This window comes from Acuticoccus kandeliae (genome assembly GCF_003073115.1).
Window position 1 is genome coordinate 483,676 of record NZ_QBBV01000002.1, and the last position, 12,573, is coordinate 496,248.

Sequence of the window (12,573 nt, forward strand, 5' to 3'; positions counted from 1 at the left end):
CGCGTCCCGGCCGCTCGTGCAGGATGGCGGGACCATTCCCGCACGGCGCGCGCGCCGATCCCGCACCACCATTTCGGAGAAGATCGATGGCGACGGCTCCTGCCCCTTCGTCCACAACGGGGCACCATGGCGGTGCGGCCGCGACCGTCCGGGCGAAAGGGCGTGTCATCGACATCCACACGCATCTCAGCGTCCCCGCCGCGTCCGAGCTCGTGGCCCCGTTCAAGACGGCGGAGAGCGAGCCGGCGCAGCATTTCACGAGCGCCGCGAGCCGGGCGATCAACCACGCGCAGATCCCGTGCCTGCGCGAGCCGCTCACCTCCCCCGCCCGTCGCCTGAAGGACATGGACGCGCTCGGGATCGACGTGCAGGTCCTCTCCCCGGCCCCGCTCCAATATCACTACTGGGCCGAGCCCGATCTCGGCCTCGAGTCGGCCCGGCTCATCAATGACCGCGTCGCCGAAGTGGTGGGTGAGACGCCGGACCGGTTCGTGGGTCTCGGCACCCTCCCCCTCCAGGCGCCGGAGCTTGCCGTCGCGGAGCTGCGCCGTCTCGTGCGCGATCTCGGCCTCAAGGGCGTCGAGATTTCCAGCAACGTCGCGGGGGCCGAACTGTCGGAGCCGCGCTTCGCGCCGGTCTTCGCGGCGGCGGAGGAGCTCGGCATCCTCGTCTTCATCCATCCGCTCGGCTTCACGCAGGGGGAGCGGATCAGCGAGCACTATCTCAACAACCTGATCGGCAACCCGCTGGAATCGGCGATCGCGGTCGCGCACCTCATCTTCGGCGGCGTGCTCGACCGGCATCCGGGGCTGAAGATCTGCGTCGCGCACGGGGGCGGGTACCTGCCGACCTATATCGGCCGGATGGACCACGCCTTCCATCACCGGGAGGATTGCCGCGGCTGCCGCAACGCGCCGAGCACGTACCTGAAGGACATGAGTTTCGACACGGTGGTCTTCGATCCCGACCAGCTCGACTATCTCGTCCGCAAGTACGGGGCGGACAAGATCGTGATGGGGAGCGACTATCCGTTCGACATGGCCGAACCGGACCCCGCCGGCTTCGTCGCCAAGCACACCGGGCTCGGGGACGAAGCCGTGGATCTCATCCTCGGCGGCAACGCCGCGCGCCTCCTCGGGATCGCGCGCTGAGGGTCAGGGCGCGGGGGTGCGTCCGGCGAACTCGGCCGCCGCGTCCTCCATCGCCATGAAGACGGCGCCCATCTCCGACAGCGAATTGATGAGGCGCTCCAGCATCATCATGCGGTGGCCGCGCCCGCTCACATAAGGGTGGCAGGTGTAGGTAAGGACGCCCCACTCCTCGGTCGTCGTCATGTAGCGGAAGTCGTCGACCCAGTTCTCCAGCACGCCGTTGGCGTTGGCGAGGCCGGGCATCACCGCGCCGCCGACGCGGAAGAACTCGAAATGGGGATGGTCGTCGAGCGACCAGCTGATCGGCATCTCGATGAGGCGCGTCGTCTCCCCGCGCACGAGCGGCTGGTCGACCGAGACGATGTCCCCGTTGCGCGCATAATAGGGGTGATGGTCGTGCCCCATCAGGCTGCTCTCGTAGGTGAAGCCGTGCTTCAGGAGGAGGTCCAGCGTGACGGGGCTGAGGTCCCAGGCGGGCGAGCGGTAGCCGCGCGGGGCCATGCCGCTGACGCGCCGGATCGCGTCGATGGCGCGCACCATCTCCGCCTCCTCCTGCTCGGGCGGCATGGAGGACGGGACGGAGTGGGAATAGCCGTGGTGGGCGATCTCGTGCCCCGCCGCGACGACCTCCGCGACCGCCTGCTCGTGCGAATCGATGATCACGCCGGGCACGTACCAGGTGGCGCGGATCCCGTACTTGGCGAGGAGCGCGACGAGCCGCTTCGCGCCGACGAGGCCGAACTCGCCGCGCGAGACCGGCGTCGGCGTCATCATTCCGCGCGAGGCGAAGCCGGACCAGACGTCGAAATCGAAGGTGAGGCAGGCGATGTGGCGGGCCATGTTGTCCTCCGGCTCAGGGACGGTGCAGCTCGGGCCGCGTCCGCGTCACCGTGCGCCTGCCCGCTTTGAAGACGGCGAGCGGCTGCGCGATCACCTGGACGGCGCGCGCGGTGGTTTCGGCGTCGATCACCACGATATCGGCCGGGTTGCCGACCGCGATCCCATAGTCGCGAAGGTTCATGAGCGCGGCCGAGCGGGTCGTCAACATGTCGAAGCAGGCGGCGAGACGGTCGGCGTGGCTGATCTGGAGGACGTTGGCGTGAAGGTTCGCCATGCGCAGGAGCGAGCAGTCGCCGAACGGGGTGAACGGGTTCAGGATGTTGTTGCTGGAGATCGAGCAGTTGCAGCCGTGCTCGACGAAGAGGTTCGCGTCCACGAGGCCCCGGCGCACGTTGTGGTGCTGGTCCCGGCCCATCAGGAAAAGGTCCGTCGCGGGCAGGATGGTGACGGCGACGCCGGAATCCGCGAGGCGCTTCGCGATGCGGATCTGATCTTCCGGCGGCAGCGTGGAGAGCTTCGTCGCGTGGCCGAGGGCGACGCGGCCGCCATAGCCATATTCCTCGGTGAGGTCGCACACGAGGTTGGTGTCGAGATCGTCGGGCGAATTGCCGAAATCGAGGTGCATGTCGACATCGACATCATACTCGCGCGCAAGCTCGAACACGCGGCGGATCTGGCCCGGATGATCGGTGTCGTAGCCGGGCGCCGCGCCGACGACCTTGGCGCCGCGATCGAGCCCTTCCACCATCAATTCGTCGGTGCCCGGATTGTTGGTGAGGCCCTCCTGCGGGAAGACGCATAGTTCCAGATCGATCGCCCAGGCATATTCGTCGACGAGCGCCTGCACCCCCTCGAAGCCGCGGATGCCGACGCGCGGATCCACCTCGACATGGGTGCGCATCCGCGTGGTGCCGTTCTTGATCGCCTCTTCGAGGGTCGCCTTGGCGCGTGTGTAGACGTCCTCGACGGTGAAGGTGGGCTTCACGTCGGAGACGCGCTTCACCGCCATCGCCTGGCGCTCGGTCTCGGGCGCGCAGCGGTCGATGATGCGCGACTTGTCGAGGTGGATGTGCGTCTCGATGAAGCCGCCGCAGCACAGGCACCCTTCCGCGTCGTGGGAGGGCGCGTCGGCGGCGATCGACGGCTCGATGGCGGCGATGCGCCCGTCCTCGATGCCGATATCGACGAGGCGGTCGGTGGCGTCCGGCAGGCGGGCGTTGCGGATGACGAGATCGAGCATGGTCAAAGGGGCTCGTGCACTGTGGTTTTGGCGTAGTCGGCGGAGAACTTGCCGTCGAAGGCGTCGAGCACCCAGTCGGCGAGCCAGGGGATGAGGTGGGCCATCACGCCGCCGAGCGGATGGAACTCGTTCTCGAAGATCCACATCTCCTTCGGCCCGGCGATCTCGTCGAAGAACCGATAAGCGCCGTCGAGGGGGCAGAGGAAGTCGTTCTCGCCCTGGGTGATCAGCGTCGGGCACGTGATCTTCGCGCCGACGCCTTCGAGCCCCATGGTGGCGGCCATCTTGTCGAAGGCATCCTCGTCACTCATGCCGGCCATGTACATGAAGGTCGACTTGAAGCTCGGCGGGGCGAGCTCGAAGATCGCCTGCATCGAATAGAGGATGCCCATGATCCCGGCGCACGCCTTCACGCGCGGATCGTGCGCGGCGACCATCGGGGCCCAGTAGGAGCCAAAGCTCGCGCCGGAGACGGCGAGGCGGTCGCCGTCGATCTCGGGGCGGGCCTCCAGATAGTCGAGCGCGGCGCGGCCGGCTTTGATGTACTTCTCGTCGGTGACGGTGCAGCCCTTGACGCGCGTCTCGCCCTGGCCGGGACCGTCGAGGGTCAGCATCGCGATGCCGCGCCGCGCGAACGGGTTCGATTCGGCGTTCGGGAACTCCTCCTTGAACATGTCCATGCCGGGGAAGAAGGTCATCGCGGGCACCTTCGTGCCCGTCAGCGCCTCGGGCGGCAGGTGGAGGACACCGTAGACCGCCTCCCCCTCCACATCGAGGACGACACGCTCGATAAGGCCGCCGGCGTGGCGGATGAGGCCTTCGAAGGCGGTGACGCACTTGTCGTAGAGGTCGCGCTTCTCGGGCGTGTCGCGCGAGATCGCCCACTGGGCGCGGCCATAATAGATCGAGGCGCGGTAGAAGAAGTCGCGCGCGGTGACGGAGTGGCCCTTGGCCTCCGCGTCCTTCGCCATGCCGTCGAGCTGGGCGGCGGTGCGGGCCCATTCGCGCGGGTTGTTGCGGAAGCTCTTCACCCGCTCCATCGTCCGCTCGACTTCGGCGTAGCGGTAGCCCCGTTCCAGGCGGAAGCCGAGCGCACCGGGGAAGAGGAGGTCATGGCCCGCGATGCGGAAGAGCTGGTCCATGACCCATTGCTGTCCGCCCCTGCGGAGCGGTGTCGCGCCGGTCGCCATCAAAATCTCCTGATTAGGCTGCCGCCGCGCGCGGCAGGGCGGCGATGATCTCGTCGGACGGCACGAGAACGCCGAGCGCGGCCTCGATGAGCTTGAGCGCCGCCTCGTGATAGTCCGGTCCGTTCATGCTGGCGCACACGTCGGGGGTGACGACGACGCGCAGGTCCCGGTTGAACGCCTCGAAGCACGAGCACAGCACGCAATTGTTCGTGTTGACCCCGCAGATCACCAGCGTCTCGGTGCCGAGATTGCGCAGGAGCAGGCCGAGATCGGTGTTGTCGAACGGGCTGTAGCGGTGCTTGAAGACGGTGTGCTCGCCGGGCTGCGGGGCGAGCTGCGGCACCACCTCGGTGACGGTCGCCCCCTCGATCGCCAGCGTCTTGCGCTCGCGGTTGAGGCCGGGGATCGGCCGCTTGTGCTGGGCCTGCCAGAACGGGTTCTTGTTGTCGACGACGGTGCCGGTGGTCGGGTCGTAGCGGTGGTGGGTCCGCACGAAGATGACCGGAAGACCCGCCGCGCGCCAGGCCGAACGCAGCCGCGCCGCCGCCTCGATGATCCGGTCCGCGTCGGGCTTGGCGACGAGGAGATGGCCCATCTCGTGGTCCAGATGGGAGCGGTTCATGTCGACGATGAGAAGGGCCGCGCGGGGCAGCCAGTCGGGGTCGAACGCGGTCATTCCATCACCCGGTAGAGTTCGCGGTTGATCTCCGAGACGAGTTCGCCGAAGCGGTCCGACAGGCGCGTCTCGTGATCGCGCGGGCGCGGCAGGTCGATGTCGAAGACCTTGTGGATGCGTCCCGGCCGGGCGCTCATCAGGACGACCCGGTCCGACAGGAGCACGGCCTCGGCGAGCGAGTGCGTCACGAAGAGGACGGTCTTGCGGTAGTGGCTCCAGACGCGCAGCAGCTCGAAGGCCATGCGGTCGCGCGTGATCTCGTCGAGCGCGGCGAACGGCTCGTCCATCAGGAGGACGGCCGGATCGAGCGCGAGGGCGCGCGCCAGGGCGACGCGCTGCTGCATGCCGCCGGAGAGCTGGTGCGGGTATTTCGTCTCGAACCCCTTGAGGCCGACGAGGTCGAGGAGGCCCGCGACGTCGGGGGCGGGCCGGTCGTCCTTCAGTCCCTTGCCGCGCACGAGGTCGCGCTGGAGGCGGACATTGTCGGCCGCCTTCAGCCACGGCATCAGGTTGGCCTGCTGGAAGACGAAGCCGATGCGGCCCTTCTTGCGCAGGACCGCCGGCGGCTCCCCGCCGATGGTGAGGCGCCCCTTGGTGGGCGCCATCAGGTCGCCCACGACCTTCAGGAGGGTACTCTTGCCGCAACCCGACGGTCCGACGAGCGAGACGAACGCCCCATCCTCGATCGTCATCTCGATGTCGGCGAGCGCCCGCACGGGCTCGGCGCTGCCGATGCCGTAGGTGACGTTCACGCCATCGACGACGATCGCCGCGTCGTGGCCCGCATTGACGGGGGCGGGTTCGGTGAGGGTCGCCGTCTCGCTCATGACGCTCATGGTCAGTTGGTGGCCGCGCCGAGCGCCGTGCCGAGTTCCTTGGCCTCCGGAAGGGCCTCGATGAACGCGTTCGTGTACATCTCGCTCGGGTCGGGCTGCTGCGGGAGATCGCCGGAATCGTTCAGGATGGCGATGGAGGAGGCCCACTTCTCATCGTTCATGGTGCCGAACCCGTCGGCATATTCGGGCGAGTTGTAGAGGCCGAAGATGATCTCGCTCTTCTTCGTCTCGAGATCGAGGTCGCGATCCGGCGAGACCTTCACGATCTCTTCCATCGCTTCCTTCTTGTGGTCCATCGTCCACATGTAGCTCTTCAGCGCGGCGCGCAGGAAGCGGGTCACGAGGTCGGGGTTGTTCTTGACCATGTCCTCGTTGGTGTAGACGACCGTGCCGTAGAACTGGGCGCCGTAGTCCTTCACCGGCATCACGCTCGTCGGGAAGCCGCGCATGTCGAGCGTCAGGGCCTGGCCGAACGAGTAGCCGAAGAGGGCGTCGACCTGCTTGGCGGCGAGCATCTGCACCTCGGCGCCGCGCGCGACTGCGACGAACTCGATGTCGTCACGGGTGAGGTCGGCGGCGGAGAGGACGGGGTCGAGGAGACCCTTCACGTTGGTCTGGAACCAGGAGATCTTCTTGCCCTTCAGCGCCTCGGGCGTGTCGATCCCGCTTTCCTTCAGCGTGATCACCGAGAAGGGCGTGTCGGGCTGGTCGGCCATCACCGCGACGACGGGGAGCCCGCTCGCGCGCGCCTTGATGAAGGAGTCGGCGTTGGCGAGGCCGAACTGCTCACGCCCGGTGCCGATGAAGACCTCGTTCTGCTGGCCGGCGGACGGCGGACGGATCTCGAGATCGATCCCCTCCTCCTCGAAGAAGCCCTGCGCCTTGCCGCCGAACCAGGGCGAGTGCATGCCCCAGGGCGTGAAGTTGATGCGCATGATGACGTGATCGAGCGCGCTCGCCGGCGCAGCGCCCGCGAGGGCGAACATCGCGAACGCACCAGCCAGAAGTCCGGCGCGGCGTGTGATCCGTGGTCCTTCCATCTTTCTCTCCATTCGCGTCCCCTCGGGGCTCAGGCTTGGGTGGTCGTGTCGCCACTCGCGCGGCGCCACGAGAGTTTCGATTCGACCCATGACATCAGGGCGAAGAAGGACGTCCCGATCAGCGCGAGCATGATGATCGCGGCGAAGGACCGGGCCGTGTTGAAGTTGAAGCTGCCGGACAGGACGAGGTAGCCGAGCCCGTTTGAGGCGGCGAGCCATTCGGCGACGATCGCGCCGAGCACGGAGAGCGTCGTCGCGATGCGAAGGCCCGCGAAGATGTAGGGCATGGCGTAGGGGAGCCTCAGGCGCAGGAAGAGCTGGCGCTGGTTGGCGTCGACCGAGCGGAAGACGTCGGTCAGGCCGCGATCGACCTCCTTGAAGCCGGCCATCGTGTTGATGACGATCGGGAAGAAGGCGATCGACATCACGACGAGCACCTTGGAGCCCGCCCCCGCCCCGACCCAGACGAGGATCAGCGGCGCGATCGCGATCTTCGGCACGCTCTGCAGCGCGACGAAGATCGGCATGATGATGCGCTCCAGGAGCTCGAACCGGATCATCAGCGCCGAGACCGTCAGCGCGAAGATCGCGGCCATCACGTAGCCGGAGAGGATCGACCAGATCGTGTAGAGGGTGTGCATCTGGATGAGGCTCCACTCATCCACCATCAGCTTGGCGATCTGGCTCGGCGCCGGGAGCAGGAAGGGCGGGATCTCGAGGACGAGGACCGCAAGCTCCCACAGGAAGATCAGGACGACGACGAAGCCGACCGGGATCAGCCCCTGCAAGTGCTTGCTCCGCGCGCGTGGCGCGGGCGTGTTCTCGGCTTCGTCTTCAGCGAACGTCAACGCCACTCTCCACTCCGCATCCCGATTGTGGCCCGCTCCGGCGCCGTCTCGGCGCGCGCCGCGTCGTCTGGCGCGCCGGCGGCGTCGTCCGGTTCGCGCCGAGGTCCACCGGCGAGTGCGACGGGCGGATGCGCGGCCGTCGACGGGGCCGTGTGGGACGAGGTGCGGCGCGGGGCCGTATAGTAGTCAGTCGATCGAATGAATTTCTCGATCGCTCTATTCCGTGCAAATTCCATGCCGCTTCGCCTCCCCGTTCCGGGCCGCTAGATTGCGATCGCCGGCAGGTCCACCCAGCGCCGTTCGCGTTGGCTGGTGTGGCACGCTTCCACGAGTTGAAGGCCTCGCGCGCCGTCGATCAAGGGCGAGGGAAAAGGCGCGTCCTCCGCGACATGGCGCAGGAAACGCTCCCACCCCGCCCGGTAGGAATGCACGAATGGCTCATTCTCGGGCATTTTGTGCCACGCGTCGCGCACGCCTGCGGCGTGGATCGTCGCATCCTCGACATTCCAGACCGGCTTCGGCGTCGCGACGGCGGGCTGGATCACGCAATCATGAAGACCGGCGACCGCCGATCCGTCGGTCCCGTCGATCTGGATGGTGAGCATATCCTCCTGCGCGACACGCGTCGCCCAGGACGAGGTGATGGTGACGACCGCGCCATTGTCGAGCTCGACGATCGCGACGGCGTGGTCTTCCACGTCGACATCGTAGGGCACGCCCTTCTCGTCGCGGCGGACGGGGGCCTGGGTGCGGGACATGGCCGTGACGGCGCGCATCTCGCCGATCAGCTTGTCCACGATGTAGCGCCAGTGCGGGTACATATCGAGGAAGAGGCCGCCGCCCTCGGCCTTCTTGTAGTTCCAGCTCGAGCGCTGGGCCGGGTGCATCTCACCGTCGAAGATCCACCAGCCGAAATCGAGCTTGGCCGAGAGGACGCGGCCGAAGAAGCCCGCATCCTTCAGCTTCTTGAGCTTCAGGAGGCCGGGGAGGAACAGCTTGTCCTGCACGACGCCATTCTTCACGCGCGCGGCCTCGGCCGCCTTCGCGAGCGCCATCGCCTGCTCAAATGAGGAGGCGATCGGCTTCTCGAGATAGACGTGCTTGCCGGCCCGGATCGCCTCGCTCGCCCGGTCGAAGCGGCCGCCGGTCGCCGACACGTCGAAATAGATGGCGTTCTTCGGGTCGGAGAGGCAGGCGGCGCGATCGGTGCTCCAGGTGAGGCCGCCATGGGCGGAGGCGAGCGCGGCGAGCTTGCCGCGCGAGCGGCCGAGGAGGATCGGCACCGGCATGAGGCGCGACCCGTCGGCGAGCGCCACCCCGCCATCCTTGGCGATCGCGAGGAGGGAGCGGATCAGGTGCTGGTTCGTTCCGAGGCGCCCGGTGACGCCCTCCATCACGATGCGGATTTCGCTGGTGCTTGCCATCGGGTCTCTTTGATCTCCAGGCCGATCAGTCCGCGTCTAGCGGGAAGGCGACGAAGGGGTTCGAGCAGGGCGGGCCGTTCGCGACGTGGAGGATGCGCGCGTCGAGATCGATGAGGACGGCGGCGGTCGTCATCGTCCGCTTGGCGGCGGGAAGGCGCTCGTCGGGATGGCGGCAGATCGCGTTCGGGGCGTTGAAGTGATCGCACATCGCCTCGGTGAAGGCCGCCATGTCGAGCCGGTCGCGCCGCGTCTCGATCTGGCGGCGGATGCGCGAGGCGCGGAAGAGCGTGCTCGGCGCGATGCGCTCCATCTCGGAGCGGCCGTGGCCAGGCGTCACGAAATGGTTCGAGTGGCTGACGACCCCGTCGACCGGATGGATCGGCGTCACCGCCTCCGGGCTCGTCTCGAAATCGATGATCTCCCCGCCCCCGTCGGCCGAGCCCACGACGAAATTGCCCGACGAGCAGCGCGGGCTTTCGAGGACGGGCCGCAGCGCATCGTCGAAGCGGTCCGCGTCGAGAATCTCGCGGCAGCGCACGTGGAAGGGCTTGGCGTAGCCGTACTTCCCGTCATGGCTGGAGGCGAGGCCGTTCTCGACGAGGCCGATCCCGACCGAGTTGACGCCCATCTTGCCGCCGACGATGCCGGCCTCGGTGAGGCAGACGAAGCTCGGCCGCTCCTTACGCTTCACGCGCAGGACGAGATTGTGGCCGAGGATGCCTGCGAGCCAGTCCCAGTTCTGGCCGAGCCAGGTGTGACCGTCGGCCGAGACGTGACCGAGGACGCCGAACGTCGTGCAGCCGTCCGCCTCCTCGAAGGCCTTCTCCTTGGCGCGGGCGTCCTTGCCGAAGAGGGAGAAGGCGACCTCGTAGCGGGCGTTGAGGAGCGCGATCGCGGGAAGGCTGTGGCCCGACCCGTCGGCGATGCCGCGCATCTCCTCGGCATATTCGCCGTTCTGGCGGGCGATGGCGTCGGCCCAGGAATCGGCGACGTCCATCGCCGCGCTGCGGGTCAGGCCCGACGCCTCGAACCGGGCGATGTAGGTTTCGAGGTTGGAGGCGACGTCCGCCTTGAAGGCCTCTCCATGGGCCAGACCGCGCTGATAGGGATCCTCTCCCACCGTGAGCGATCGGATGACACCCATGCGCGAATTACCCCGGACCGGACATGCGACAGCGTCGGTGGCAAACCCTCCGACATGGGAAGGCTCTTCGATCGGACGGGGGTTGGTCAAGGAAATAAATAAGTCGAATGACTGAATTCTGTGCGGCATGATAGGCTTCCTGCCATCACCGGTGGTGATGCAGGATTGCGCCAGGAATGGTGCCGCCGGCGAGGAGGGATGTTCGGTTGAGATCGACGCGGAAGGCCACGAAGCGCGAGCCTGCCCCCGACCCGAAGCGCAGCCCCGCGCCCTCCCCACGCCCGGTCCCGGTGAGCGCCGATCCCGAGGTGAGCGACCGGCGCCGCCTCAGCGGCCAGGAGACGCGCGAGCGCATCCTCCACGCCGCCGAGGAGCTCTTCGCCGAGAAGGGCTTCGAGGGGGTTGGCCTGCGCGACATCATCAAGAAGGCCGGCGTCAATTCGGCGGCGATCCACTACCATTTCGGCTCGAAGGAGGCGCTCATCCTCAGCGTCTTCTACGAGCGGGCGAAGCCGATCGCGGACTCGCGCATGGCCCGGCTCGCCGAGCTCCGGGCGCGCGGGCCGATCGTGCTGGAAGAGCTGATCGGCGCGTTCCTGCGCCCCGCCGTCTATGATGAGCGCGGCGGCCAGCGCGTGCGCTCAACATACGCCGCGATCCGCCTCGCCCTCTCGGTGAGCCACAAGGCCCAGCTTCGCGCCGCGCAGGCCGAGGTGTTCAACGAATCGACGCATCAATATCTGGCGGCCTTCAAGGAGTGCCTGCCGGACCTCTCCGAGCGGGAGATCTATTTCCGCTTCGACTTCCTGCTCGGCCTGATGCTGCACGCGATGGCCAATATCGGCCGCGTGACGGAGCTGAGCTCGGGCGCCGCCGACCCGACAGACCCCGAAGTGGTGCTGACCGAGCTGATCCCGTTCGTCGCCGCCGGGATGCGCGGCGCGCCGCCCGCGGCGAAGGATTGACGGTCGACCATATTCGAGAATAATTCTCGAATATGGTCGAAACGCCCGAAATCACCGACACGCAGTCGCTTGAGTCCCGCCTCGCCGCCCGCCTCCGGGCGCTGCGGTCCGAGCACGGCCTCTCGCTCGATGTCTTGGCCGCCCGCTCCGGCGTCAGCCGCGCGACCCTCTCGCGGCTGGAGAATGGCGAGGTCAGCCCCACCGCGAGCGTCCTCAACAAGCTCTGCCACGCCTACGGTCTCACCATGTCGCGCCTGATGCGCATGGTGGAGGAGGCCTTCGCCGCGCACCTGCCGCGCGAGGCGCAGCCGGTGTGGCAGGATCCGGACGGCGCGTTCACGCGCCGCTCGGTCTCGCCACCGAGCCAGGCGCTCGCGGCCGAGGTGATCGAGGTCGACCTCGGACCCGGCACGGTCATCGACTATGACGAGACGCCCCGCCCCGGCCTCGAGCATCACCTCATCCTCAAGGACGGACGCCTCACGGTCACGGTCGGCGGCAGCGCGCACAGTCTGATGCCGGGCGACTGCCTGCGCTACCAGCTCTTCGGCCCGAGCCGCTTCGAGACGCCGGACGACTCCGGCGCCCACTATTTTCTCGTGATGGTGTGAACCCGGATGCATGACGCACCTTTGACGATCGCCGACTTCTCCGCCGCCGACCTCACGGCGCATCTTGCCGACCTCTCCCGCCTCCTGGTCTCGGTCGTGGCGGCGGGGGCGAGCATCAATTTCGTACTCCCCTATGGCGAGGCGGACGCGGCGCGCTTCTGGGAAAAGAAGGTCCTTCCCCGCCTTGAAGAGGGCGGCATCATCATGCTCGTCGCCCGCCAGGGGGACGCGATCGTCGGCTCCGTGCAGCTTGTGATCGACACGCCGCCGAACCAGCCGCACCGCGCGGATGTCGCGAAGCTCATCGTCGATCCGGCCTGCCGCCGGCAGGGCATCGCGCGGCGTCTCATGGAGGCGCTGGAGGCGCGCGCGCTCGCCGAGCGGCGCACCCTCATCACGCTCGACACCCGCACCGGGGACGCTGCGGAGCCGCTCTATGCCGGCCTCGGCTACACCACCGTCGGCACCATTCCGGGCTATGCGCGCGACCCCTTCGGCAGCGACCGGCTGGACGCCACGACGATCATGTACAAGGCGCTCTGAGCCCGAACGGCGGCGCCCGCGCCGAGAGCAATTCCCCTCCGCCCCAAGCTCGGCTACGAGCACGG

General features: G+C 67.8%; 13 protein-coding genes. 4 read left to right on the plus strand and 9 right to left on the minus strand.

All coding sequences use genetic code 11. The features are described 5' to 3' along the window. The first annotated feature begins 86 nt into the window (after positions 1 to 86). Positions 87 to 1,151, plus strand: a complete 1,065-nt coding sequence (locus DBV35_RS14965) for an amidohydrolase family protein (protein ID WP_108661120.1) — start codon at positions 87 to 89, stop codon at positions 1,149 to 1,151. Positions 1,152 to 1,154: 3 nt separating this feature from the next. Here DBV35_RS14965 and DBV35_RS14970 read toward each other — a convergent pair whose 3' ends face one another. The 9 genes from DBV35_RS14970 to DBV35_RS15010 all read right to left on the minus strand — a co-directional run bounded on the left by DBV35_RS14970 (position 1,155) and on the right by DBV35_RS15010 (position 10,389). Beyond that, complete coding sequence (locus DBV35_RS14970) at positions 1,155 to 1,991, minus strand: polysaccharide deacetylase family protein (RefSeq protein WP_108661121.1); 837 nt, start codon at positions 1,989 to 1,991, stop codon at positions 1,155 to 1,157. A gap of 13 nt (positions 1,992 to 2,004) precedes the next feature. Continuing rightward, positions 2,005 to 3,231: an amidohydrolase family protein gene (locus tag DBV35_RS14975; RefSeq protein ID WP_108661122.1), complete on the minus strand. Its 1,227-nt coding sequence runs from the start codon at positions 3,229 to 3,231 to the stop codon at positions 2,005 to 2,007. A 2-nt stretch (positions 3,232 to 3,233) separates the two neighbouring features. Then, a complete protein-coding gene (locus DBV35_RS14980) occupies positions 3,234 to 4,421 on the minus strand; it encodes an alpha/beta hydrolase family protein (protein ID WP_108661123.1) in 1,188 nt (395 codons plus the stop codon). 13 nt (positions 4,422 to 4,434) lie between these two features. Next, the gene (locus DBV35_RS14985) at positions 4,435 to 5,097 is read right to left on the minus strand and encodes a cysteine hydrolase family protein (protein WP_108661124.1); all 663 of its coding nucleotides are present in this window, start codon (positions 5,095 to 5,097) and stop codon (positions 4,435 to 4,437) included. Next, entirely contained in the window at positions 5,094 to 5,933 is an 840-nt protein-coding gene (locus DBV35_RS14990) for an ABC transporter ATP-binding protein (RefSeq protein ID WP_205648692.1), read from the minus strand. Before DBV35_RS14990 ends, DBV35_RS14985 begins: the two co-directional genes overlap by 4 nt. Before the next feature lie 2 nt (positions 5,934 to 5,935). Next, positions 5,936 to 6,973, minus strand: coding sequence for an ABC transporter substrate-binding protein (locus DBV35_RS14995; protein WP_157961769.1), 1,038 nt, complete (start codon positions 6,971 to 6,973; stop codon positions 5,936 to 5,938). A gap of 29 nt (positions 6,974 to 7,002) precedes the next feature. Next, a complete protein-coding gene (locus tag DBV35_RS15000) occupies positions 7,003 to 7,821 on the minus strand; it encodes an ABC transporter permease (RefSeq protein WP_108661126.1) in 819 nt (272 codons plus the stop codon). A gap of 263 nt (positions 7,822 to 8,084) precedes the next feature. Beyond that, a complete protein-coding gene (locus DBV35_RS15005) occupies positions 8,085 to 9,245 on the minus strand; it encodes a Gfo/Idh/MocA family protein (RefSeq protein ID WP_108661127.1) in 1,161 nt (386 codons plus the stop codon). Between the two features lie 25 nt (positions 9,246 to 9,270). Then, complete coding sequence (locus tag DBV35_RS15010) at positions 9,271 to 10,389, minus strand: C45 family autoproteolytic acyltransferase/hydrolase (RefSeq protein ID WP_157961771.1); 1,119 nt, start codon at positions 10,387 to 10,389, stop codon at positions 9,271 to 9,273. Positions 10,390 to 10,595: 206 nt separating this feature from the next. On the opposite strand from DBV35_RS15010, the gene DBV35_RS15015 reads away from it, so the two are divergent. From DBV35_RS15015 to DBV35_RS15025, 3 genes are read left to right on the plus strand one after another with little or no spacing between them, the layout of a single operon-like run. Further along, complete coding sequence (locus tag DBV35_RS15015; protein WP_205648693.1) at positions 10,596 to 11,354, plus strand: TetR/AcrR family transcriptional regulator; 759 nt, start codon at positions 10,596 to 10,598, stop codon at positions 11,352 to 11,354. Between the two features lie 32 nt (positions 11,355 to 11,386). Further along, entirely contained in the window at positions 11,387 to 11,965 is a 579-nt protein-coding gene (locus tag DBV35_RS15020; protein ID WP_108661130.1) for a helix-turn-helix domain-containing protein, read from the plus strand. A 6-nt stretch (positions 11,966 to 11,971) separates the two neighbouring features. Then, on the plus strand, positions 11,972 to 12,508 hold the full coding sequence (locus tag DBV35_RS15025; RefSeq protein WP_108661131.1) for a GNAT family N-acetyltransferase: 537 nt from the start codon (positions 11,972 to 11,974) through the stop codon (positions 12,506 to 12,508). Positions 12,509 to 12,573 lie beyond the last annotated feature (65 nt).

Coding starts and splice junctions, on each gene's coding strand:
- DBV35_RS14965 (WP_108661120.1), top strand. CDS start 87: ATGGCGACGGCTCCTGCCCCTTCGTCCACAACGGGGCACCATGGCGGT.
- DBV35_RS14970 (WP_108661121.1), bottom strand. CDS start 1,991: ATGGCCCGCCACATCGCCTGCCTCACCTTCGATTTCGACGTCTGGTCC.
- DBV35_RS14975 (WP_108661122.1), bottom strand. CDS start 3,231: ATGCTCGATCTCGTCATCCGCAACGCCCGCCTGCCGGACGCCACCGAC.
- DBV35_RS14980 (WP_108661123.1), bottom strand. CDS start 4,421: ATGGCGACCGGCGCGACACCGCTCCGCAGGGGCGGACAGCAATGGGTC.
- DBV35_RS14985 (WP_108661124.1), bottom strand. CDS start 5,097: ATGACCGCGTTCGACCCCGACTGGCTGCCCCGCGCGGCCCTTCTCATC.
- DBV35_RS14990 (WP_205648692.1), bottom strand. CDS start 5,933: ATGAGCGTCATGAGCGAGACGGCGACCCTCACCGAACCCGCCCCCGTC.
- DBV35_RS14995 (WP_157961769.1), bottom strand. CDS start 6,973: ATGGAAGGACCACGGATCACACGCCGCGCCGGACTTCTGGCTGGTGCG.
- DBV35_RS15005 (WP_108661127.1), bottom strand. CDS start 9,245: ATGGCAAGCACCAGCGAAATCCGCATCGTGATGGAGGGCGTCACCGGG.
- DBV35_RS15010 (WP_157961771.1), bottom strand. CDS start 10,389: ATGGGTGTCATCCGATCGCTCACGGTGGGAGAGGATCCCTATCAGCGC.
- DBV35_RS15020 (WP_108661130.1), top strand. CDS start 11,387: ATGGTCGAAACGCCCGAAATCACCGACACGCAGTCGCTTGAGTCCCGC.
- DBV35_RS15025 (WP_108661131.1), top strand. CDS start 11,972: ATGCATGACGCACCTTTGACGATCGCCGACTTCTCCGCCGCCGACCTC.